The organism is Stenotrophomonas sp. STEN018 (assembly GCF_056760235.1).
In genome coordinates, this window is sequence record NZ_JBRREK010000061.1 from 1 (window position 1) to 23,726 (window position 23,726).

The following is a 23,726-nucleotide window of genomic DNA, read 5'->3' on the forward strand; positions in this document are numbered from 1 at the left end:
CGCCGCCGGCGCCCCCCCCCCCGCTCCTACAACCTGATGGGACGTGCTGATGGATTACGGGGAAGCCCAGCCGAGCATGGCTCGGCACTACAACATCAGGTCAACCGATACGGCGATGGAACGTTCATCACCTGCACGGGTCTGTATGCGTGGCCCATCGGTCATGCCTCCATGACTACAGGCGCAGCGGTATCCTCTGCGCCTTGTTCGTTCTCCCCCTATCGGTTGCTCAGGAGTTTTCGCATGTCGCGTTTCTGGAAGATCGTACTGCTGGTCATTGCAGTGCTGCTGGTGGCCGGTATCGGCTATCGGGTGATGGGGGGCGGCAAGCAGAAGGCCGGCGCGGCGGCAGACGGTAGCGGCCAAGCTGGCCGGGGTGGCAACAGCGACAAGGATCCAGTGCCGGTCACCGCCGTCAGCGCGGAGAAGAAAGACGTGCCGGTCTACCTGACCGCGCAAGGCACGGTGACCGCGTTCAATACGGTCACCGTCAGCCCGCAGGTCGGCGGCCAGCTGCTCAGCGTCAATTTCCGCGAAGGCCAGGCCGTCAAGAAGGGCGACCTGTTGGCGCAGATCGACCCGCGCACCCTCCAGGCCCAGTACGACCAGGCCGTCGCCAGCAAGCGCCAGAACGAGGCCCTGCTGGCTACCGCACAGTCCAACTACGCGCGCTCCAACTCGCCGGAGTACCGCCAGTTCGTGGCGCAGACCGACCTGACCACGCTGCGCAACCAGGTCACCCAGTACCAGGCCGCCGTGGCCGCCTCGCAGGCCTCGGCCGCGCAGGCCAAGGTGCAGCTGGACTACACCCGCATCACCTCGCCGATCAACGGCATCGCCGGCATCCGCGCAGTCGACCCGGGCAATGTGGTGAGCACGGCCAGCCAGATCGTCACCGTGACCCAGCTGCAGCCAGCCTACGTGCTGTTCAACCTGCCCGAGCAGCAGCTCGACGCGGTGCGCAGCGCACAGGCCGCAGGCCCGCTGCAGACCTCGACCATGGACCGCGAAGGCGGCAACGTGGTCAATGCTGACGGCGTGCTGCAGGTGGTGGATAACCAGATCAGCAGCAGCAGCGGTACTTTCCGCCTGCGCGCACAGTTCCCCAACGCCAACGATGCGCTGTGGCCGGGCCAGTTCGTCAATGTGCAGATGAAGCTCAACGTGCTGCCGGGCGCGATCGTGGTGCCGGCTGAAGCGGTGCAGCGCAGCAGCAACAGCGATTTCGTCTATCTGATCAAACCCGACAACACCGTCACCCTGCGCGATGTGGTGCAGGGCGGCCAGGTCGATGACAGCCACGTGGTGATCACCACCGGCCTGCAGGCCGGTGACAAGGTGGTGACCGAAGGCCAGTTTCGTTTGAAGGAAGGCAGCAAGGTCAACGCACTGGCACCGGGCCAGGCACCGCCGGCGCCGACGGAAGCGCAACTCAAGGCCGCCAGCCAGAAGGGCAGTGGCAGCCGTGGTGGACGGGGTGGCCCGCCGCGCTGACGCGCAGGCCGGCACCCGCCTCCCCTCCCCCGCACCAGGAACCGACCGTGGGCTTTTCGACTATTTTCATCCGGCGCCCGATCGCCACCTCCCTGTTGATGATCGGGCTGATGCTGCTGGGCATCCTCGGTTACCAGCGCCTGCCGGTTGCGGCCCTGCCCGAGATCGAAGCGCCCAGCCTGGTGGTGACCACCCAGTACCCGGGGGCCAGCGCGCAGACCATGGCCTCGCTGGTGACCACGCCGCTGGAGCGGCAGCTGGGGCAGATTTCCGGGCTGGACATGATGACCTCCGACTCGTCGGCGGGCCTGTCCAGCATCGTGCTGCAGTTCTCGATGGAACGCGACTTGGATACCGCCGCGCAGGACGTGCAGGCGGCCATCCGCCAGGCCACCCTGCCCAGCTCGCTGCCCTACCAACCGGTGTACAACCGGGTGAATCCGGCCGATGCGCCGATCCTGACCCTGAAGCTGGCCTCGGACACGCGCCCGCTGCGTGAGGTCAATGATCTGGCCGACTCGATCCTGGCCCAGCGCCTGTCGCAGACCGATGGTGTCGGCCTGGTCTCCATTGCCGGCAATGTGCGGCCGGCGGTGCGCATCCAGGTCAACCCGGCGCAGCTGGCCAACATGGGCATGACCCTGGAAGACCTGCGCAGCGCGCTGACCCAGGCCAACGTCAATGCACCCAAGGGTTCGCTCAACGGCAAGACCCAGAGCTATACGCTGTCCACCAACGACCAGCTCAGCGACGCGGCCGACTACAACGACATCATCATCCGTTACCAGAACGGTGCGCCGGTACGTCTGCGTGACGTGGCCAAGGTGGTGGACGGGGTGGAGAACGACCAGCTCGCCGCCTGGGCCGATGGCAAGCCGGCGGTGCTGCTGGAAGTGCGTCGCCAGCCGGGTGCCAACATCGTCAAGACGGTGGAGAACATCCGCAAGATCCTGCCCGACCTGCAGGCCATGTTGCCGGCCGACGTCAAGCTCGATGTGTTCTCCGACCGTACCGTCACCATCCGCGCCTCGGTGCATGATGTGCAGTTCACCCTGATCCTCACCATCTGCCTGGTGGTGGCAGTGATCTTCGTGTTCCTGCGCCGCCTGTGGGCGACGGTGATCCCGTCGGTGGCGGTGCCGCTATCCCTGCTGGGCACGTTCGGGGTGATGGCCTTCGCCGGCATGTCGCTGGACAACCTGTCACTGATGGCGCTGACCGTGGCCACCGGCTTCGTGGTCGACGATGCGATCGTGATGATCGAAAACATCGTGCGCTATATCGAGAAGGGCAAGGACGGCCAGGAAGCGGCGGAGATCGGCTCCAAGGAAATCGGCTTCACGGTGCTGTCGTTGACGGTGTCCCTGATCGCGGTATTCCTGCCGTTGATCCTGATGCCCGGCGTTACCGGCCGCCTGTTCCACGAATTCGCCTGGGTGTTGTCGATTGCCGTCGCGATCTCGATGGTGATCTCGCTGACGCTGACGCCGATGATGTGCGCCTACCTGCTCAAGCCCGACGCGTTGCCGGAAGGCGACGACGCGCACGAGCGTGCCGCCGCACATGGCAAGGTCACCGCCTGGTCGCGTCTGGTCGGTGTCTACGAGCGCACCCTGGACTGGGTACTTCATCACCAGCGCATCACCCTGAGCATCGCCTTGGCCTCGGTCGCGCTGACCGTGGTGCTGTACATGGTGATCCCCAAGGGCCTGCTGCCCGACCAGGACACCGGCATGATCACCGGCGTGGTCATCGCCGACCAGAACGTCGCTTTCGATCAGATGCAGCAGCGTACCCAGGCGGTCGCCGCCGCGCTGCAGAGCGATGAAGCCGTTACCGGTGTAGCTGCTTACATCGGCGCTGGCAGCATGAATCCCACCCTCAACCAGGGTCAGCTGAGCATCGTGCTCAAGGACCGTGGTGATCGTGATGGGCTGGATGTGATCCTGCCGCGCCTGCAGGCCGCCGCTGCGCACATCCCGGGCATCGCGCTATACCTGAAGCCGGTGCAGGACGTGACCCTGGATACGCGCGTGGCCGCCACCGCCTACCAGTTCTCGCTGTCGGACATGGACAGCACCGAGCTGGCCAAGCATACCGAGCGCGTGACCGACGCATTGCGGCGCCTGCCGGAGCTGGCCGACGTTGACGACAACCTGGCCAACCACGGCCGCGCGCTGCATGTGGAAGTGGACCGCGACAAGGCCAGCCGTTACGGCGTGCCGATGCAGACCATCGACGACACACTGTACGACGCCTACGGACAGCGCCAGATCTCGACCATCTTCACCCAGCTCAACCAGTACCGCGTGGTGCTGGAAGTGGCGCCGGAGTTCCGCACCAGCGACGCGCTGATGAACCAGCTGGCGATCGGCAGCAATGGCAGCGGCACGCTCAGCGGCAGCAACGCCACCACGCTCGGCCAGGTGACATCGAGTAATTCATCCACCGCGACTGGCATCGGCAGTGCCAATACCGGCATCGCGCTTGGCGCAGGCGGCAGCATCCCGCTATCGGCGATTGCCACTGCCACACCAGGCAGCGCACCGCTGATCGTCAGCCACCAACAGCAGCTGCCGTCGGCGACGATCTCGTTCAATCTGGCACCGGGTTACTCGCTGTCCGAAGGCGTGGATGCAATCAACAAAGCCGTGGCCGAGTTGGAACTTCCGCAGCAGATGCAGGCGCAGTTCGTCGGCACCGCCGCCGAGTTCTCCAGCAGCCAGACCGACGTGATCCTGTTGTTGCTGGCCGCCATCGCGGTGATCTACATCGTGCTCGGCGTGCTGTACGAAAGCTGGATCCATCCGCTGACCATCATCTCGACCCTGCCACCGGCCGGCGTCGGTGCACTGCTGGCCTTGTACCTGTGCGGCATGAGTCTGTCGGTGGACGGCATCGTCGGCATCGTGCTGCTGATCGGTATCGTCAAGAAGAACGCGATCATGATGATCGACTTCGCACTGGACGCGCAGCGTTCCGGCGCCAATGCCTACGACGCGATCCGCCGCGCCTGCCTGCTGCGTTTCCGCCCGATCATGATGACCACTGCAGCGGCCATGCTTGGCGCCTTGCCGTTGGCCTTGGGCACCGGCATTGGCTCGGAGCTACGGCGTCCGCTGGGTGTGGCCATCGTCGGCGGCCTGCTGCTGTCGCAGCTGGTCACGCTGTACACCACGCCGGTGATCTATCTGTACTTCGAGCGTCTGTCCGAGTGGGCGGCCAAGCGCCGTGAGCAACGCGCCGCTGCACGCCTGCAGACGGCACGGTAAGCGCGGATGAACATCTCCGCGCCTTTCATCTCGCGCCCGATCGGCATCACCTTGTTGGCGATCGGCCTGTTCTTCGCCGGTCTGGTCTGCTATCTGCGCCTGGGCGTTGCTGCGCTGCCCAATCTGGCTATCCCGGTGATCTTCGTACAGGCCTCCAATACCGGCGCCGACGCCAACACCATGGCGGCCACGGTAACCGCACCGCTGGAACGGCATCTGGGACAGGTGCCGGGCATCGATACCATGCGTTCCAGCAGCAGCGACGGCCGCAGCATGGTGTTCTTGATGTTCAACACCAGCCGCAACATCGATTCCGCCGCGCAGGATGTGCAGGCCGCGATCAACGCGGCCATGGCCGACTTGCCGGCCGGCATCAATACGCCCACCTACCAGAAGGCCAACCCCAACGACGATCCGGTGATCGCCTTGGCGCTGACCTCGGAAACGCAGTCGGTGGCCGAGCTGTACAACACCGCCGATTCGCTGTTGGCCCAGCGCCTGCGCCAGCTGCCCGGCGTATCGCAGGTGGATATCGCCGGTGCCTCTACGCCAGCGGTGCGGGTGGACCTCAACCTACGTGCGATGACGGCACTTGGTTTGAGCCCGGACGACCTGCGCAATGCGATGCGCGCAGCCAACGTCGCCTCGCCGCTGGGTTTCCTCAGCGATGGCACCAGCCAGACCGCGATCATCCTCAACGACCAGGTCCGCAAGGCCGCGGATTTCGCCAACGTCGCCATCTCCACCCACGACGGCGCAGTGGTGCGGCTGAAGGACGTGGCCACGGTCTACGACGGTCAGCAGGACGCGTATCAAGCGGCCTGGTTCAACGGCAAGCGCGGCGTGCTGATGTATGTATACCTGCGCAGCGGCGACAACCTGGTCGCTACCGTCGACCGGGTAAAAGCGTCCATTCCATCGCTCACCGGCTATCTGGATGCCGGCACCACGCTGACCCCCTACTTCGACCGCACGCCGACCATCCGCGCCTCGCTGGCTGAAGTACAGATCACCTTGATGATCAGCCTGCTGATGGTGATCCTGACCATGGCGCTGTTCCTGCGCCGGCTGGCACCAACGCTGATAGCCGCGGTGACCGTGCCCTTGTCCTTGGCCGGTGCCGTGCTGGTGATGTATACGCTGGGTTTCACCCTCAACAACCTCACCTTGCTGGCGCTGGTAATCGCTATTGGCTTTGTCGTCGACGATGCCATCGTGGTGATCGAGAACGTCATGCGCCATCTCGATGAGGGCATGCCGCGGCGGGAAGCGGCGATGGCCGGCGCACGCGAGATTGGTTTCACCATTGTCTCGATCACCGCGTCCTTGATCGCGGTGTTTCTGCCTATCGTTTTCGCCCAGGGCATGATCGGTGCGTTCTTCCGTGAGTTCACCCTCACTCTGGTTGCGGCGATTCTGGTCTCGGCGGTGGTCTCGCTGACCCTGACCCCGGCATTGTGTGCGCGCTTCCTGCACCCCCACGCCGAAGGCGCACGCGATACCCGCACCAATCGCATGCTGGACCGCGTGCATGAGGGCATGATCAAGGTCTATACCGTCGCGCTGGATTTCTCGCTGCGGCATGCCTTGCTGCTGTCGCTGACACCGTTGCTGCTGATCGCGGCGACGTTCTATCTGGCCGGCGCAGTCAGCAAGGGCCAGTTCCCCGAGCAGGACACCGGCCTGATCTGGGGCCGCGCCAGTTCCAGCGCCACCGTCTCATTCCAGGAAATGAGCGAGCGGCAACGCCGGCTCAGCGATACCTTCCTGGCCGACCCAGCGGTGAAGATGGTCGGCTCACGGCTGGGCTCCAGCCGCCAGGGCAGCAGCGCGCAGTTCAACATCGAACTACGCACGGTGAAAGAGGGACGCAAGGAGCCCACCAATGTGGTGGTCAGCCGGCTCAGCGCCAAAGCCGCGCAGTTCCCGGATCTGGACGTACGCCTGCGCGCGATCCAGGACCTTCCCTCCGATGGCGGCGGGGGCGGCTCACAGGGCGCGCAGAACCGAGTGACATTGCAGGGCAACGATGCTGAGCAGCTGGCCGAATGGCTGCCCAAGCTGGTGGCCGCGTTGAAGCAACATCCGCAGTTGCGTGATGTCGGCTCGGACGTGGACAAGGGCGGGCTGATGCAGAAGATCGTCATCGACCGCGAGAAGGCCTCGCGGCTTGGCGTGACCATTGGTGCCATCGACGGTGCGTTGTACGGCGCCTTCGGCCAACGTCAGATCTCCACCATCTACGCCGACCTCAACCAATACGGTGTGGTGGTCAACGCACTGCCCAGCCAGACCGGCAGCCCGGCGGCGATCGAAGACCTGTACGTGCCTTCCAAGAGCGGGCAGATGATCCCGCTGACTGCACTGGCCCATCAGGAGCCCGGTTTGGCGCCATCACAGGTAACCCACCAGAACCAGTACACGGTGATGGACCTGAGCTACAACCTTGCTCCTGGTGTAAGCAGCGGCGAAGGCGATGCCATCGTCAAATCGGTAATCGATGGTCTGCGCATGCCCGGTGATATCCGTCAGGCCGCGCCCGGCGGCTTCCGTCAGGCAATGGACCCGGTCGCGATGCTGATGCTGATCATCGCCGCCATCGCCACGGTCTACATCGTGCTCGGCATGCTCTACGAGAACCTGGTGCATCCGGTGACGATTCTGTCCACGTTGCCGGCCGCGGGCATGGGCGCACTGCTGGCCTTGTGGATCACCAACACCGATCTATCGATCATCTCGATGATTGCCTTGGTGTTGTTGATCGGCATCGTCAAGAAGAACGCGATCATGATGATCGACTTCGCCCTGGTCGCACAGCGCGTGCATGGCAAGTCACCGGCCGAAGCGGTACGCGAAGCCAGCATCGTGCGTTTCCGCCCGATCATGATGACCACGATGGTCGCGATCCTCGCCGCGCTGCCGCTGGCGATTGGTCTGGGCGAAGGCTCGGAACTGCGGCGACCGTTGGGCATCGCCATGATCGGCGGCCTGCTGATCTCGCAGAGCCTGACCCTGCTCAGCACACCTGCCCTGTACGTGATTTTCTCCTGCCTGCAGCAGCATTGGCGCAACTGGCGTGCGCGCAGCAAGGAACGCAAGCGCCTGCGCAAGCTGGCCCGCGCGTGACCCCGCCCCCTCCCTTGCGCGCAGCGCAGGGGAGGGTTGAGGCGGGGTGCTCTGGCCGTTGCCGTTGATTTGGCTTTGGCTTTGGCTTTGGCTTTGGCTGTTGCTTTGGCTGTTGCTTTGGCTGTTGCTTTGGCTGTTGCTTTGGCTTTGGCTGTTGCTTTGGCTTTGGCTGTTGCTCTGGCTTTGGTTGTTGCTTTAGCCCTTCTCCCGCCTGCGGGAGAAGGGTTGGGATGAGGGGGAGCTTTGGCTTTGGCTTTGGCTTTTCTTGCGCTCTGCGATTTGCGCGAAACAAGGCAAAAGCAGAGCCACCAGCAACACAGCAAGAGCTCACCCCTCCCCAACCCTCCCCTGCACTGCGTGCAAGGGAGGGGGCTGAAAGCCCCTGCACTGCGTGCAAGGGAGGGAGCTGAAAGCCCTTGCACTGCGTGCAAGGGCGAGAGCAAAGCACAAAGCAGGGAGCAAAGCGCAAAGCTGGCCCTTCGCAACCACTTCTGCCACCGTATAGCGGCACCACGCTCCCGTCGGTCAAGACTGGTATCGCAATGCCCCTATTCAAATTCACCCGCCATGGCGGGCAAGCGCGCGGCAGCCAGCCGCACTCTCCCCTGCCTTGGATCGCGTTGATCGCCTTGATACTGGGCGCAGTCGCACTCGGCTTTGCCTGGCTCGCCGGTTGGATAGGCCGTGATCGGCTCACCGCCCAGAACTTCACCGACGCCATCGAAGCCACCGGCGCAAACCACCCCGGCTTTCGTCGCGCCCACAGCAAGGGCGTATGCGTAAGTGGTTGGTTCGAACCCAGCGCACAAGCACCACAGCTGTCACACGCCCGCATATTCGAACAAACCCGCGTACCGGTACTCGGCCGCCTGTCGATAGGCGGTGGCAATCCACATGGCGCCGACAACAACGCCCGCGTGCGCAGCATCGCCCTGCAGCTGAGCAGTGATGACGGCCAGCAATGGCGCATGGCAATGAACAGCTTCCCGTTCCTCGCCGTGGCCACACCGGAAGCCTTCTACGAGCAGACCCGCGCGCAGATTCCCGACCCGGCCACCGGCAAGCCGGACCCGGCCAAACTGGCGGCGATCCAGGACAAATATCCCAGCGCCCGTGCCTTCACCCAATGGGCCAAGACCGCGCCGTGGACCGACAGCTGGGCCAGCACCGAGTTCAACAGCGTCAACAGCTTCTGGTTCACCAATGCGCAGGGGCAACGCCGTGCGGTGCGTTGGCGCTGGCAGCCACAGGCCACGCCGCGCGAACTGGATGCCGCCACTCGCGAACATGCCGGTGTGGATTTCCTCAGCCAGGATCTACAGCAGCGGCTCACACAGGGCCCTGTGCGTTGGAACATGGTGGTGACACTGGCCAGCTCACAGGACGCGATCAACGATCCATCCGTGCCCTGGCCGGCCGAACGCGAACAGGTGGTTGCCGGTGTACTCAACATCGATCAGATGCAGGCGCAGGAACAAGGCAGCTGCAATGACCTCAACTTCGACCCGTTGATCCTGCCCGAGGGCATCGAAGGCAGCGATGACCCCATCCTCGCCGCTCGCTCGGCTGTGTACTCACAATCCTTCAATCGCCGCGAGCGCGAGCGTGCAACCGGCGAAGCTGCACGCGACAACGCACAGGTGCAGCCATGAGCAGCAACGCACACTTCAACCTGCTGGCGCGCGTGCTGCACTGGAGCATGGCGCTGCTGATCCTGGCGATGCTGTTCATCGGCGTGACCATGGTTGCCTCGGTGCATCTGCGGCCGGGCCTGATCAACCTGCACCGTCCGCTCGGCATCCTGATCTTCGTACTGATCTTGTTGCGCCTGTACAACCGTCTGCGTCACCGGCCACCGCCGCTGCCCGCTGATCTGCCGGCATGGCAGGCATGGGCCGCCACCGCCTCGCATTGGCTGCTGTATGCATTGATGCTGGCGATGCCGCTGATCGGCTGGGCCATGCTGTCGGCAGGCGGCTATCCCATCGTGCTGTGGGGCGGCGTGCAGCTGCCGGCCATCGCGCCACATACGCCATCGCTGTACGCGCTGCTGCGCAACGCCCACAGCCTGCTGGCCTACCTGCTGTTCACCACGGTGCTGATGCATGTTGGCGCGGCCTTGTTCCATGCCTGGGTGCGCCGTGACGGCGTGTTCCAGGCGATGGCGCGCGGGAAGTAGCAACGCAGGAGCACCGGTAGTGCCGAGCCATGCTCGGCAGAAGCTTCACCAGCGATGCACGCTTGTCTTGTAGGAGCGGCGTGAGCCGCGAAGCTGGCAATCTGCGAAGAGCTGAAAAGCTCTACCCCTCCCCTCTGCCTTCGACGCAAGGGAGGGAGCTACAACCACCCCTTCTGCCGCGCCACGCGATACGCCTCGATGCGATTGGCCACCCCCAGCTTGCCAATGCACTCGGACAGATAGTTGCGCACGGTGCCATGCGACAGCCCCAACTGCTCGGCAATCTCGTTGGCCGAGCGCCCATCACCAGCCAAACGCAATACCTGCCGCTCGCGGTCATTGAGCGGGTCAGCCTCGGACCAAGCTTCCACCGCCAGTTGTGGATCAATCGCGCGACCACCACGATGCACCTGCCGCAACGCATCGGCCAGCTTTTCGGCAGGGGCATCTTTGAGCAGATAGCCCTGCACACCAGCCTCCAATGCGCGCCGTAGGAAACCACTGCGGGCAAAGGTGGTGACAATTACCACTTTGATCGGCAACTGCTGGCGCTGCACGCGCTGGGCCAGCTCCAGCCCGGTCAGCAGTGGCATTTCGATATCGGTGACCAGCACGTCCGGCTTCAGCCGTTGCAGTTCGCGCCAGGCGATCTCGCCGTCAGCGGCTGTACCGACTACTTCGATATCCGATTCCAGATTGAGCAGTGCCGACAGCGCACCACGCACCATGGCCTGGTCTTCGGCCAGCAGGATACGGATCATGCGCGTGCCTCCTGTGCCGGCGAGCTTCCTGCGTCTACTTGCGCCGAATTCATCACTGAGGTCGATTGCATGCGTTGTGCCTGCACCGGAATGCGAATCTTCAACCGCGTGCCCTGCCCCTTCGGTGACTCGATCTGCAGTTCACCGCCCAATGCCAACACCCGCTCACGCATGCCGGCCAATCCATTGCCATTGGCCGATACGCCACCGCGACCATCGTCCACCACCTCCATCAACACCTCATCCGGCGTTACGCTGATGGTGATCAGGGCTTCATTGGCCTGTGCATGGCGGGCGATATTGGTGGCGGCTTCGCGCAACACCATCGACAAGCCAGCTTCGATCCACGCAGGCATTGCCGGCGGCGGCGAATAGCGCAGGTGCACGCGTGAGGACTCCAGCAATAGATGGGCGGAAGCCAACTCAGCGGCGAGATCGGCTGCACGAAAGCCGGTAACCGCGCTGCGCACCTGCGCCAGTGCATCACGCGCGATCTGCTCGGCCTCGGCCAACTCGCGTTGCGAACGCTGCGGGTCACGCTCGAACAGCTTGCGCGACAATTCCATCTTCAACGTGATCAATGACAGCGTATGCCCGAGCAGATCATGCAGATCGCGACCGATGCGCTCGCGCTCTGCTGTCGCTGCCAAACGCCGCACTTCTTCGTGCGAAAGCCGAAGCGCGGCGTCCTTTTCGCTGCTCGAACGCTCGACATTGACGATCAGCCCGATGATCACCGCCAGCGCCGGAATCCATGCAATCACCTGCCACGGGTAGCCAATCCACCAGGCCAGCGACAGGAACGCCAGGTTCAACAGCGCCAGTTCGAACATGTATTGGCGCGTACTGATGCAACGGTTGGTCCGCAGCATCACGCAGCCGAACACGAAGTAGTTCATGCCAGAGGGATAGATCGGTAGCAAGGCCATCGACAACACGATCATCGCCAACGCGAAGATCGGCGCATGCCGGCGCGCGCTTGTCAGCGTCAACATGTAGAACAGGATGAACAGCGGGAACGACCACAATGTAGTCAGCGCCCAGCGCAGGGTGTAACCCGCACCGAACATCGGCGTGATGAACACCCATACCGTCCACAGCAGATGCACGGCATCCACCCACGGCCATTTGCCGAGTTTGATGTTGTCGGCCACCACCGAATCCGGTGCCGGCTTCAACCATTCCGGGCGCTGCAATCCCATCGGCGTTCATCCTGTGCAATGTGGCAATGATGCCATCAGCCATGCCGGCGCAGGCGCCAGCCAGCCGCGGCCGTGACCACCACGGTGAATGTGAGCAGCCACAGCAGATGTTTCCAGGCACTGCCCACCTCGAAGTCCAACGCGCCTTGCGCCAGCATGTTCAGATGATGACTGGGCCAGATCACCGCCAGGTCGCGCAGCAACGGCGGCAGCACCTTCAGCGGGAACCACAGCCCCGACAGCACCGCCATCGGCAGGTAGACCAGGTTGATCACTGCAGCGGCGCCATTGCCTTTCGCCAAGGTGCCCAGCAGCAAACCCAGCGCGCAGAACGGCAAGGTGCCGAAGCTTGCCACCGCGGTCAGTCGCAGCATCTGCGAGGCAGTGAGCTGCACACCGGCCACGGTGGTAGCCAACAGTTGCAGGATCACCACGATGACCAGCGCCGTCAGCATCGCCATCACCATCTTGCCGAGCAGATAGGCCAGTGGCGGCATTGGCATGGCGCGCTTGAGGGTGAGCAGGCCGTTGTCGCGCTCCAGTGCCAGCGCGATGCCAAAGCCGAACAGACCCGGCGCCATTACCCCGAAGGTGACATAGCTGCCGAGCAGGAAACGGGCGACATCGGCGGCTTGCGTGTGGCCAAGCAGCACCGCGAACAACAAATAGAAGACGGCAGGGAACAGCAAGGTCGGCAACACGAAGCCGGGATAGCGCAGGTAGCGCAGGCACTCGGCGCGGATCTCCTGCAGGTAGGCGCCGAGCACTTGGCGGGACGACATCGCAGGCAGCAGGTATTCGTATTGGATGTTCATCAGGCAGCCTCGCGTTGTGTCTGCGCAGCATCGGCAGCGGTCAGATCGGTGAAGGCTTCGCCCAGGCCAGCCGGCTGCACCTCCAGCCCGGACAGCGCAGGGTCTGCCTGCAGCAGTTGCCGCACCACGCTTTCTACCCGGTCGCTGCGCAGCTGCAGGTAATCACCGTCCCGGCTGATCTGCACTACCCCCGGCCACGCAGCCACCACCGTCGCATCCAGCGTGCTGACGCAACGGATGCTGCGACGGACGACCCGCGCGCGCAGCGCATCGACGCTGCTATCGCTGACGATGCGGCCACGCAGCAGCACACAGACACGATCAGCCAGACGCTCGGCCTCCTCCAGATAGTGGGTAGTCAGCACCACTGCAGTCCCTTCAGCGACCAATGCCCGCACCGTCGCCCACAACTGCTGCCGCGCCGGCAGGTCCAGGCCAACAGTGGGTTCGTCCAGGAACAGCAGGCGTGGCCGCCCACACACCGCCAGGGCGAACTGTACCCGCCGCTGCTGACCGCCAGACAACTTGCCGTAGCGACGCTTCAGCAGGTCCTCTATGCCGGCCAATGCAGCGGTTTCATCGAGACTTCGAGGGACCGGGTAATAGCTGGCCGACAGCTGGACAAGTTCGGCCACATTCAAGGTTTCTGGCAGCGCGGCGCTCTGCAGCATTACTCCGATGCCACGTCGCGCGGCCAACTGTTGCGGGTCCTGTCCGAACAGCCGCACCCGGCCGGCATCGGCGCGCAGCAGGCCGAGCAGCAGGCTGATGGCGGTGGTTTTGCCCGCGCCATTGGGGCCAAGCAGCGCCAGCACCTGCCCGGCCCGCAGTTCCAGATCGACGCCATCCAGTGCCCGCAGTCCACCATAGTGTTTGTGCACGCCTTGCAGGCTTGCCAGTACCTCACCGTGTGGTGTTGTCATTGCCGTCACCTTCTTCTGGGAATGGCGCCACCTTAGGTTGCCGATGCCGACGTCCCCAGTGAGCGCGATCAGGTAAAGCACATGACAGCCGTCACCTGCGCCCCCGGGCGGTGGCACCTATGATTCGTCCGTCCCGGCCCATCGCTGCCGTCCGCGGTGGATTGCGGTAAGTTGCGGTCACATTCCCCCACCCACGCCGTCCTGCTACCCATGAATGCATCTGCTGAACTGCTGAAGGAACTCCGCATCGACCGCTCCGCGCCGCCACCGCGTGGCCCTGCACCGTCGCGGCGCTGGTTGTGGATCGTGATCGGGCTGATACTGGCCCTGCTGCTGGTACTGGGCGTTGGTGCCCTGCTCGGCGGCAAAAAGCCATTGGCCGTGCAGACCGCGCCGGTAGTGGCGATGAACCAGGCCGGTGACGGCAACAGCTCGGTGCTGGACGCCAGCGGTTACGTGGTGGCCCGGCGCATGGCGACGGTATCGGCCAAGATCACCGGCAAGGTGCGCGAGGTGATGATCGAGGAAGGCATGCGTGTCGAAGAAGGCCAGATAATGGCCACGCTGGACCCGATCGATGCCAATGCCCAACGCAGCCTCAATGCCGCCCAGCTCGACGCCGCCCGCAGCCAGAGCGAAGGCCTGCAGGCGCAGCTGCGCCAGGCCGAAGCCGAAGCGGGACGCCTGCAGGCGCTGGTAGGCCAGCAGTTGGTCTCGCGTTCGCAGTACGACCAGGCCGTGGCCGCCCGCGACAGCCTGCGCGCGCAGCTGGCCACCTCACGCCACAACGCCAAGGTCGCACTGGATGCGCTGGCCATCGCCGACCTGGGCGTGGATAACAACGTGGTACGCGCACCGTTCTCCGGCGTGGTCACGGCCAAGGCCGCACAGCCGGGCGAAATCGTCTCGCCGCTGTCAGCCGGTGGCGGCTTCACCCGTACCGGCATCGGCACCATCGTCGATATGGAATCACTGGAAGTGGAAGTGGAGGTAGGCGAAGCCTTCATCGGCCGCGTACAGCCGAAGATGCCGGTGGAAATCGTGCTGAATGCCTATCCGGACTGGAAGATTCCAGGCCACGTGATCGCGATCATTCCCACCGCTGACCGCGGCAAGGCCACGGTGAAGGTTCGCGTGGCACTGGAAGCCAAGGATCCGCGCATCGTGCCGGAGATGGGCGTACGCGTGAGCTTCCTGGAAAAAGCCGCTGCTGCTGGCACTGAAGCACCCAAGGGTGTGCGCGTACCGGTTGCCGCGATTGTCGAGCGCGACGGTAAGCCGGTCGCCTTCGTAGTGCAGGCCGACGACAAGGTGAAACAACAGGCGCTGGAAATAGGTCAGGTCTTGGCCAAGGACAAGCAGGTGCTGTCGGGATTGAGTGCAGGACAGACAGTGGTGCTCAGCCCTGCAGCTGAATTGAAGGATGGCGACAAGGTGATGTTGGAAGACGCGAAGAAGTAAGCGCGGGCTTGTGATCTTTGCTGCGCTGGCGCGAATCACCTGATGCGCTGAAGTAGCGCTGTTGCTGTTGCTGTTGCTGTTGCTTCTACCCCCTCCCTTGCGCAAAGCGCAGGGGAGGGTTGGGGAGGGGTGCTTTGGCTTTGGCCTGGAAAGCCACGTAAAGCAGAGCTACTGCAGAGGCCTAAAGCAAAGCAAAAGCTGCCCTCACCCCTACCCCTCTCCCGCTGGCGGGAGAGGGGAAAGCCGTAGCCAGAGCCAGAGCCAGAGCTCCAGCAGGAGCAAGAGCAAGAACTACAGCCAAAGCTGAAGCCGAAGCTGAAGCACCCCTCCCTAGCCCTCCCCTTGCCTTCGGCAAAGGGAGGGAACCAGAAGCAAAGCATTCCAACGTCCGACATCGAAATTCCAACACCACACACCACCGCGTCACTGCTGAGGATCATCCATGAGCACCCTCGTCTCCCTGCGCAACATCACCAAGACCTACCAGCGTGGCCCGGAAAAAGTGCAGGTACTGCACGGCATCAACCTCGATATCGATAGCGGCGACTTCGTCGCCCTCATGGGTCCATCAGGCTCTGGCAAAACTACCCTGCTCAACCTGATCGGTGGCCTGGATATCCCCAGCGGCGGCGAGATAAACATCGAGGACCAGCGCATCGACCAGCTCAGCGCCGGCCAACTCTCCACCTGGCGCAGCCACCACGTCGGCTTCGTATTCCAGTTCTACAACCTGATGCCCATGCTCAGCGCGCAGAAGAACGTCGAACTGCCGCTGCTGCTGACCAACCTCAACGCCGCCGACCGCAAGCGTCGCGCGCAGATCGCACTGACCCTGGTCGGCCTCGCCGATCGCCGCGACCATCGCCCCAATGAACTGTCCGGCGGCCAACAACAGCGCGTTGCCATCGCCCGCGCCATCGTCTCCGACCCCACCTTCCTGATCTGCGACGAACCCACCGGCGACCTCGACCGCCAAAGTGCTGAGGAAGTCCTCGGCCTGTTGCAGCTGCTAAATCGCGAACACGGCAAGACCATCATCATGGTTACCCATGATCCCAAGGCTGCCGAGTACGCCACCCACACCGTGCATCTGGACAAGGGCGAGCTGGTCGACGCCCCGGTGCACTGAGGAGCACGGCCATGAAGTACTTCTCATTGATCTGGGCGCAGCTGTTCCGCAGCCGCACACGTACTTTGTTCACCCTGCTCTCCATCATCACGGCCTTCCTGTTGTTCGGCATGCTCGATTCGGTGCGCGTTGCCTTCGCTAGTGGTGGTAGTACCGTGGCAGGCGCCAACCGTCTGGTTGTGGCATCGCGTCTATCCATCACCCAATCACTACCGATCCGTCTGGAATCGCAGATCCGCCAGATTGAAGGCGTCGACGATGTCACCTACGCCATGTGGTTTGGCGGCATCTATCAGGACCAGAAAAACTTCTTCCCAAATTTCTCGGTCGCGCCTAACTACTTCGACCTGATGACCGAGTTCGAAATTTCCAAAGAACAGGTGGACGCCTTCCGCAACACGCGTACCGGTGCCATCGTCGGTGAATCGCTGGCCAAGCAGTTCGGTTGGAAGATAGGTGACACCATTCCGTTGCAGGCAACCATCTTCCCGCGCGGTGGCAGCAACGATTGGCCATTGCAGCTGGTCGGCACGTTCAAGTCCAAGAACACCGCCACCGCTGCCAACGAAGAGCGCCAGTTGATGATGAACTGGAAGTATTTCGACGAATCCAACGACTACATCAAGAACCAGGTCAGCTGGTACACCGTGCGCCTCGACAACCCCGACCATGCCTCGCGCGTAGCCCAGGCCATCGACGCGATCTCGGCCAACTCCGATCACGAAACCAAGAGCCAGACCGAGTCGGCTTTCCAGCAGGCCTTCATCAAGCAGTTCGCCGACATCGGCATGATCGTCACTTCGATCATGGGAGCAGTGTTCTTCACCCTGCTGCTGCTTACCGGCAACACCATGGCGCAGGCCGTGCGTGAGCGCGTGCCGGAACTTGCCACGCTGAAAACGCTGGGCTTCAAGGACGGCACCATGCTGATGCTGGTGATGGTGGAGTCGATCGTACTGGTCGGCCTGGGTGGCGCCATCGGGCTTGGGTTGGCTGCAGTGGTGCTGCCAGTACTGGCACCGCAGACCATGGGCATGCTGCCGCCGCATGTGCCGGTACAGACCTGGATCGTAGGAGCTGTCCTGATCGTGGTGATCGGGCTGGTAGTGGGCGTGCTGCCGGCACTGCGGGCCAAGCGCCTGAAGATCGTCGACGCATTGGCCGGGCGCTGAGGACAACGACATGAAGAATTTTCTTTCGAATGCGCTGGTAGTCTTGCTTTTGATAGTAGGTCTTGGTATGTGGATCGCGCTGCCGTGGATAGGTGTGGCTGTTCTCGCCGTGGCGATCGCATTGTGGCTGGTGCTCACCCGCACCGGACGCTTGGCATTGGCCGCAACCCGGATTGGTCTTGCCAGCCTGCCGCAGCGCTGGGGTTCCTCATCGGTGATCGTGATTGGTATTGCCGGCGTGGTCGGCGTGCTGGTGGCGATGCTGGCGATGGGTCAGGGCTTCCAGGCCACCTTGGAAAGCACCGGTGACGACAGCACCGCAATTGTCTTGCGTGGTGGCTCGCAGGCAGAGACCAACTCGGTGATCACCCGCGATCAGGTGCCCTTGCTGGAAACCCTGCCGGGTGTGAAGCGTGGCGAGGATGGACGGCCATTGGTGTCTGCCGAAGTCTCGCAGGTGGTCAACCTCACCTCGCGCGGCGACGGCACCGATGTCAACGCGCAGTTCCGTGGTGTCGGCGAGCAGGCCTGGGCCGTACATGACAAGGTGCGCCTGGTCGAAGGCCGCAAGTTCGGTGCAGGTCTACGCGAGATAGTCGCCGGCCGTGGCGCGCAGAAGCAGTTCCAGGGTCTGGAGGTCGGCAAGGAGCTGATGTTGGGCAATCAAGCATGGACGGTGGTGGGCATCTTTGAATCCGGCGATGCGCATGATTCGGAGTTGTGGACCGATGCGCAGACGTTGGCAACCACCTACAACCGCAGCGCCTGGCAATCAATCAACGTGCGCACCGAGGGCAAGCAAGGCTTTGAGGCCTTCAAGGCAGCCGTCGGCAGCGATCCACGCCTCAAGCTGGACGTGGAGACCACTGCCGAGTATTACAGCAAGCAGGGCGGCGGTTTGAACAAGCTGCTCAAGATACTGGGCACGGTGATCGGCGCGATCATGGCCGTTGGTGCAGTGTTCGGCGCACTCAACACCATGTATGCCGCCGTCGCCACACGTGCGCGGGAGATCGCAACGCTGCGTGCAATCGGCTTCCGCGGTGTGCCGGTAGTCACCGCGGTGATGCTGGAAACCATGTTGCTCGCGCTACTTGGAGGCCTGCTCGGCGGTGTCGTTGCGTGGTTGGCATTCAACAACTTCACCGTTTCCACCTTGGGTAACAACTTCAGCCAGGTGGTGTTCCAGTTCAAGGTATCACCACCGTTGCTGTGGAGCGGCTTGAAGTGGGCACTTGGGATCGGCCTGGTCGGCGGCCTGTTCCCGGCATTGCGTGCGGCACGTTTGCCGATCACCACTGCCTTGCGCGAGACCTGATTCAACACGGCGCAGCTGGCCAGCTCAGCAACCCACCTGCCTCCGTGCAGGTGGGTTGGCGGAAAGTCTACCTTCACGCAGCCATCGGTTTCGGTCATCATTCGCGCCCGCCCAAGTCCCGGCGGCCAGCGGAGCTGTGATGGCAGATGCTGTGTCCCTCCCCCAACGGTGATGCATCTGTGACGGCGCCCCACAAGGGCGCTTTTTTTGTAGTTGGTATAAAGGAAAACCGAAAGCGATGTATTTGAAGTCGACCCCGCTGTGCTCCGCGATCACCCTCGCGTTGCTCGGCAGCTGCAGCCTCACCGCGTTCGCACAGGACGCAAACGAAACCACCACCACGCTGGACCGTGTCGAGATCACCGGTTCGCGTATCCGCCAAGCCAGCGTTGAAACCGCACAGCCGGTCATCGCCTTGAGCCGTGCGGAAATCGAGAAGAAGGGCTACGTCAACGTAGCCGACATCCTGCAGGACGTCACCGCTGCCGGCGCACCATCGCTGAGCCGCGCCTCGGCGCTGTCCTCTGGCCGCGACTACGGCGGCATGTACGTCAGCCTGCGCAACCTTGGCCCGGAACGCACCCTGGTGCTGATCGACGGCCGCCGCATGGGCGTCAGCGCCGGCGGCTTCTCCGACGTCGGTTCGATTCCCTCGGCCATCGTCGAGCGCGTCGAAGTACTGACCGATGGTGCCTCGGCACTGTACGGCTCGGACGCGATCGCAGGTGTGGTCAACGTCATCACCCGCAAGAACTTCGACGGCGGCAACGCCAGTGCCTATGTCGGCCAGTACGGCGAAGGCGACGGCCAGAAGCGCTCCTACAGCGCCAACTTCGGCAAGACCTTCGACCGCGGCTGGTTCAGCATCGGCGCCGAAAAGTCCGAGGAAGACCCGGTACTGGGCGGCGCGCGTGAGTTCACCGCCTACCCCAACGGCCCCTACCACCCCGGTGATGGCCTCAATGGCACCACCGAATGGGGCTCGGTCACCGTCGACGGCAAGACGCTCAGCGTCGGCCCCGGCGGCGATCCGTCCAATGTGGCCAACTTCAAGCCACGCGACCCGGCGACCTACGCCAACACCAAGACCAACATGACCCTGCTCTCCTCGCTGGAGCGGAAGTCGGCCTTCGCCAATGGTGGTTTCCAGATCACCGACGATCTGCGCGTTGTAGCCGACGTTCTGTACAGCGAGCGTGAGTCGGTCAAGCAACTTGCCGGTTACCCGTACTCGGTGTCGGCCGCACAGGCCGCCAGCGGTGCGCGTGCCGCACTCTCGGCCGATAGCGCGTTCAACCATTGGGGCAAGGACGTGCTGTTCTCGCGTCGCACCGAGGAATACCCGCGCGTAACCAACAACGCGCTGACCACCAAGCGCGCCAGCGTCGGCCTGGAGGGTAGCTTCGAGACCGGTTCGCGGTTCTGGGACTGGAACGTGAGCTACATGTTCAACCACAATGAAGGCGAGCGTCGCACCCTTCAGAGCATGTACCAGCCGAACGTCAACCTGGCCGTCGGCCCGTCCTTCATCGATGCCGGCGGCGTGGCCCGTTGCGGCAGCGTCGGCAACGTGATCGAAGGCTGCGTGCCGTGGAACCCGCTGGCACCGTCGGGCAGCAACACCCCCGGCTCGCTCAGCGACAAGGCGGTGCGCGACTATATCTTCACCCGCTTCAGCGACGAGATCCGCAGCACCACCAAGGTGGTCAGCGCCAACATCTCCGGTTCGCTGGCGAGCCTGCCGGCCGGTGACATCATGGCCGCGATGGGCGTTGAACATCGCAGCGAAGAAGCGAGCTACACGCCGGACCTGATGGTGCAGAACGGCCAGATCGCCGGCACCAGCGGCGCACCGACGCGTGGCGACTACAAGCTGGACGAGGTTTACCTGGAAGTGCAGGTGCCGCTGCTGGCTGATCTGCCGTTCGTGCGTGAGCTGTCGTTGGACCTGGCCGGCCGTTACTCGGACTACAACAACTTCGGTGGCACCACCAATGGCAAGTTCGGCCTGAAGTGGAAGCCGATCGACACCTTGCTGGTCCGCGCTACCTACGGCACCGGTTTCCGTGCACCTACCGTTGACGATCTGTACGGCGGCACCGTCACCACCCGTGACCGCGTCACCGATCCCTGCGATCGCTCCTTCGGTGCAGCCGCACGCAATGCCGAAGTGGCAGCACGCTGCACCGCTGCTGGCATGGGCGCAGGTTTCCGCCAGAAGACCGGCGACGGCGAACTGGCCACCACCTCCGGCGTACAGGCCGTCACCGACTTCACCTCGGGCTCCAACGCCGCGCTGAACCCGGAAACCGCCAAGACCTGGACCGTCGGCCTGGTCTACAGCCCGGACTTCGTCACCGGCCTGGACCTGAGCCTGGACTGGTGGAAGATCCGCATCGACAACGTCATTGTTGGCGAGTCGGCTACTGACATCCTCAACCAGTGCTATGTGCAGGGCATTGCCTCTGCCTGCGACCGCTTCACCCGCTACAGCTCCGGCACCAACAAGGGCCAGGTCAGCGGCATGAACCGTTCGTTGAACAACGCCGGTTACCAGGAAACCGCTGGTTATGATCTCGGCGTTCGCTACCGCCTGCCGGAAATGGCATACGGCCAACTGTCGCTGCGCTGGAACACCACGTATGTGGATTACCTCTCGCGCAAGAGTGACAACGTAGCCACCACCCCGGTCGAACAGTTCACTGGCTGGGAAGGCAACTTCCGCGTGCGCTCCAACCTGACGCTGGATTGGCAGAACGGCAACTTCGGCGCGAGCTGGACCACCCGTTACTACTCCAGCATGAAGGAGAAGTGCTCCTACGATCTGGACGGTGGCCCGGAGTGCAACATCCCGGACTTCCAGTCGCCGTACACCGACATGCAGCCGAGCCGCAAGCTGGGCTCCAACACCTTCCACGACCTGCAGGTGCGTTATGCCATGCCGTGGAACGGCACCGTGTCACTGGGCTTGAACAACGTGTTCAAGCATGAAGGCCCAATCATGTACAGCCAGCCGAACAGCAGCTTCACCTACTACGGTGGCTTCGACATCGGTCGTTTCATGTACATGAAGTACCAGCAGCGCTTCTGATCCAGGTAACAACAGCGCCGGATGTTGATGACACTCTCGACAATCCTCAGCACTGTGCTTGAAGCCCCTCTCCCGCGCGCGGGAGAGGGGTTGGGGTGAGGGCAGCTTCTCCAGTTTCGCTGTAACCGTGCCGCAATCAGCGGCTGCCAGCGTCGCTCCGGTCACAGAAGAAGCTGCATTTGCTCGACTGTGTATCCGCGGATACATCATCTGCTTCGCGGCTTACGCCGCTCCCACAAACAAGGCCGCTGGTTTGTCATACCGCCCGCTGTTGAGCGGGCGCCTGATCAGTAGCGGAACACCCCGCAACCCAAACACCACACAACGGTCATCTGTCTGTCATCGCCGCGCGGTAGATGCAGCACCGCATTGTGACTACCGTGGCAGGCTCCCCAAACCGGTTCTCGCCATGCTTCGTTCGCTGGCGCTGGCTGGCGTCTGCGTGATGCTGGCCGGCTTTGCCCTCTCCTCTCCCGTCCCCCCGCTGTCGCTCAGCGAGCGACTGGCTGCGCCTGGTGGCACATCACCGCTGGTCCCCACCGAACGCATCGACGCCCTGCTCGCCCGCCTGCCACATCAGCAGGGAAGCGTTGCCGGCAGCGATGGCGTCGCCCTGCACTGGGTGTCATTCGAGCCGGGCGACTACCAGCTGGATTACCGCTATCTGGGCAAGGGCCAACGCTTTCCGGAATTTTCGCTGGAGGCATCGGCGCCAAGCATCGAGAACCGCACTCAGCCACGCGGCACGGTGATCCTGCTGCATGGCTGGATGATGGATGGTGGCTCGTTGATGCCATGGTCACTGGAGCTGGCTCAACAGGGCTACCGCACCATCGCGCTGGATCTGCGCAATCACGGTCGTTCTGGCCATGCACTTTCCGGCTATGGCACCCGCGAAGGCGAAGACGTGGTCGCCGCATTGAAAGCTCTGAAGCGCGAAGGCCAGATCAGCGGCCCGGTGCATCTGCTCGGTGTCTCCTATGGCGCCGCTACCGCCATCTTTGCCGCCCGCGAACTGGGCCCGCAGCTGCGCAGCGTGGTGGCGATGGAATCGTTCGACAATGCCGGCGAAGCGATACGCACGATGGTGCCGCACATGCTGGCCAAGCCACCGGAACGTTGGAGCGACTATGTCGCCTTGCCGCTGGCGCGCTGGCAATACGGTGGCCGCGGCTTGGATGAAGCCATCGCCACCACCGATCGCAAGCTCGGCATCAATCTGGACAAGGTGGATGTCGGTCAGGCCTTGGCGCAAGTTCCAGCCTGCGTGCTGTTGATACACGGCCGCGACGACGAACACATTCCGGTAGCACAGGGGCGCGCATTGGCTGCTGCGGCGCCACACGCGCGCTATCTGGAAGTCCCTGCGGAAGACCATCTGAGCTTACCGATGCGATTGGATCGTCTATCGGGCGCAGTGAATACCTGGTTGGAACAGGCCGATGATAATGGCCACTGCGCATCGACGGTAACCGCCAGTCTTTGAGTTTCCGACGGTTTTCGTGACGGTTCACCAACAAAGCCCCGCGAAATCGTAGTGCCGAACCATGTTCGGCAGGGGTTTTCCACATAGCGTCTGCACCGGCCATCGCTTTGGCTTTGGCTTTGGCTTTGGCTTTGGCTTTGGCGTTGGCGTTGGCGTTGGCGTTGGCGTTGGCGTTGGCTGTTGCTGTTGGCTGTTGCTGTTGGCTTTTGCAGTTGGCAGTTGCTGTTGGTTGTTTGCTGTTGGCTGTTGCTGTTGGCTTTTGCTGTTGCCTTAGCCCTTCACCCGCTAGAGGGAGAA

16 protein-coding genes are annotated in these 23,726 nt (G+C 63.3%); 12 read left to right on the forward strand and 4 right to left on the reverse strand.

Translation table 11 applies throughout. The features are described 5' to 3' along the window. Nucleotides 1-243: 243 nt before the first annotated feature. The 6 genes from ACVOMB_RS18035 to ACVOMB_RS18060 all read left to right on the forward strand — a co-directional run bounded on the left by ACVOMB_RS18035 (nucleotide 244) and on the right by ACVOMB_RS18060 (nucleotide 10,071). The gene (locus tag ACVOMB_RS18035) at nucleotides 244-1,494 is read left to right on the forward strand and encodes an efflux RND transporter periplasmic adaptor subunit (RefSeq protein WP_481532437.1); all 1,251 of its coding nucleotides are present in this window, start codon (nucleotides 244-246) and stop codon (nucleotides 1,492-1,494) included. A 47-nt stretch (nucleotides 1,495-1,541) separates the two neighbouring features. Further along, nucleotides 1,542-4,766, forward strand: a complete 3,225-nt coding sequence (locus ACVOMB_RS18040) for an efflux RND transporter permease subunit (RefSeq protein WP_481532438.1) — start codon at nucleotides 1,542-1,544, stop codon at nucleotides 4,764-4,766. A gap of 6 nt (nucleotides 4,767-4,772) precedes the next feature. Then, nucleotides 4,773-7,892, forward strand: coding sequence for an efflux RND transporter permease subunit (locus tag ACVOMB_RS18045; RefSeq protein WP_481532439.1), 3,120 nt, complete (start codon nucleotides 4,773-4,775; stop codon nucleotides 7,890-7,892). Between the two features lie 69 nt (nucleotides 7,893-7,961). Next, a complete protein-coding gene (locus ACVOMB_RS18050; protein ID WP_481532440.1) occupies nucleotides 7,962-8,126 on the forward strand; it encodes a hypothetical protein in 165 nt (54 codons plus the stop codon). 308 nt (nucleotides 8,127-8,434) lie between these two features. Continuing rightward, a complete protein-coding gene (locus ACVOMB_RS18055; protein WP_481532441.1) occupies nucleotides 8,435-9,544 on the forward strand; it encodes a catalase family peroxidase in 1,110 nt (369 codons plus the stop codon). Further along, nucleotides 9,541-10,071, forward strand: a complete 531-nt coding sequence (locus ACVOMB_RS18060; protein WP_481532442.1) for a cytochrome b — start codon at nucleotides 9,541-9,543, stop codon at nucleotides 10,069-10,071. The genes ACVOMB_RS18055 and ACVOMB_RS18060 overlap by 4 nt, the downstream gene beginning before the upstream one ends. 158 nt (nucleotides 10,072-10,229) lie before the next feature. On the opposite strand, the gene ACVOMB_RS18065 is transcribed toward ACVOMB_RS18060, so the two are convergent. The 4 genes from ACVOMB_RS18065 to ACVOMB_RS18080 are packed head-to-tail and all read right to left on the reverse strand — an operon-like array spanning nucleotide 10,230 to nucleotide 13,772. Beyond that, nucleotides 10,230-10,832 (reverse strand): response regulator transcription factor, encoded by a 603-nt coding sequence (locus ACVOMB_RS18065; RefSeq protein ID WP_481532443.1) that lies wholly within the window; start codon nucleotides 10,830-10,832, stop codon nucleotides 10,230-10,232. Further along, nucleotides 10,829-12,034 carry a sensor histidine kinase gene (locus ACVOMB_RS18070; protein ID WP_481532444.1) on the reverse strand — a complete coding sequence of 402 codons (1,206 nt, stop codon included), beginning with the start codon at nucleotides 12,032-12,034 and terminating at the stop codon, nucleotides 10,829-10,831. The genes ACVOMB_RS18065 and ACVOMB_RS18070 overlap by 4 nt, the downstream gene beginning before the upstream one ends. Before the next feature lie 35 nt (nucleotides 12,035-12,069). Continuing rightward, complete coding sequence (locus tag ACVOMB_RS18075) at nucleotides 12,070-12,849, reverse strand: ABC transporter permease (protein ID WP_481532445.1); 780 nt, start codon at nucleotides 12,847-12,849, stop codon at nucleotides 12,070-12,072. Then, complete coding sequence (locus tag ACVOMB_RS18080) at nucleotides 12,849-13,772, reverse strand: ABC transporter ATP-binding protein (RefSeq protein WP_481532446.1); 924 nt, start codon at nucleotides 13,770-13,772, stop codon at nucleotides 12,849-12,851. The genes ACVOMB_RS18075 and ACVOMB_RS18080 overlap by 1 nt, the downstream gene beginning before the upstream one ends. Nucleotides 13,773-13,982: 210 nt before the next feature. On the opposite strand from ACVOMB_RS18080, the gene ACVOMB_RS18085 reads away from it, so the two are divergent. The 6 genes from ACVOMB_RS18085 (at nucleotide 13,983) to ACVOMB_RS18110 (ending at nucleotide 23,429) form a co-directional block, all read left to right on the forward strand. Beyond that, a complete protein-coding gene (locus tag ACVOMB_RS18085) occupies nucleotides 13,983-15,233 on the forward strand; it encodes an efflux RND transporter periplasmic adaptor subunit (RefSeq protein ID WP_481532447.1) in 1,251 nt (416 codons plus the stop codon). A 442-nt stretch (nucleotides 15,234-15,675) separates the two neighbouring features. Next, a complete protein-coding gene (locus ACVOMB_RS18090) occupies nucleotides 15,676-16,362 on the forward strand; it encodes an ABC transporter ATP-binding protein (protein WP_481532448.1) in 687 nt (228 codons plus the stop codon). Between the two features lie 11 nt (nucleotides 16,363-16,373). Beyond that, nucleotides 16,374-17,534: an ABC transporter permease gene (locus ACVOMB_RS18095; protein ID WP_481532449.1), complete on the forward strand. Its 1,161-nt coding sequence runs from the start codon at nucleotides 16,374-16,376 to the stop codon at nucleotides 17,532-17,534. Between the two features lie 10 nt (nucleotides 17,535-17,544). Beyond that, nucleotides 17,545-18,852 carry an ABC transporter permease gene (locus ACVOMB_RS18100; RefSeq protein ID WP_481532450.1) on the forward strand — a complete coding sequence of 436 codons (1,308 nt, stop codon included), beginning with the start codon at nucleotides 17,545-17,547 and terminating at the stop codon, nucleotides 18,850-18,852. 238 nt (nucleotides 18,853-19,090) lie between these two features. Next, nucleotides 19,091-21,943: a TonB-dependent receptor plug domain-containing protein gene (locus tag ACVOMB_RS18105; protein WP_481532451.1), complete on the forward strand. Its 2,853-nt coding sequence runs from the start codon at nucleotides 19,091-19,093 to the stop codon at nucleotides 21,941-21,943. 409 nt (nucleotides 21,944-22,352) lie between these two features. Continuing rightward, nucleotides 22,353-23,429, forward strand: coding sequence for an alpha/beta fold hydrolase (locus ACVOMB_RS18110; RefSeq protein WP_481532452.1), 1,077 nt, complete (start codon nucleotides 22,353-22,355; stop codon nucleotides 23,427-23,429). Nucleotides 23,430-23,726: the final 297 nt, after the last annotated feature.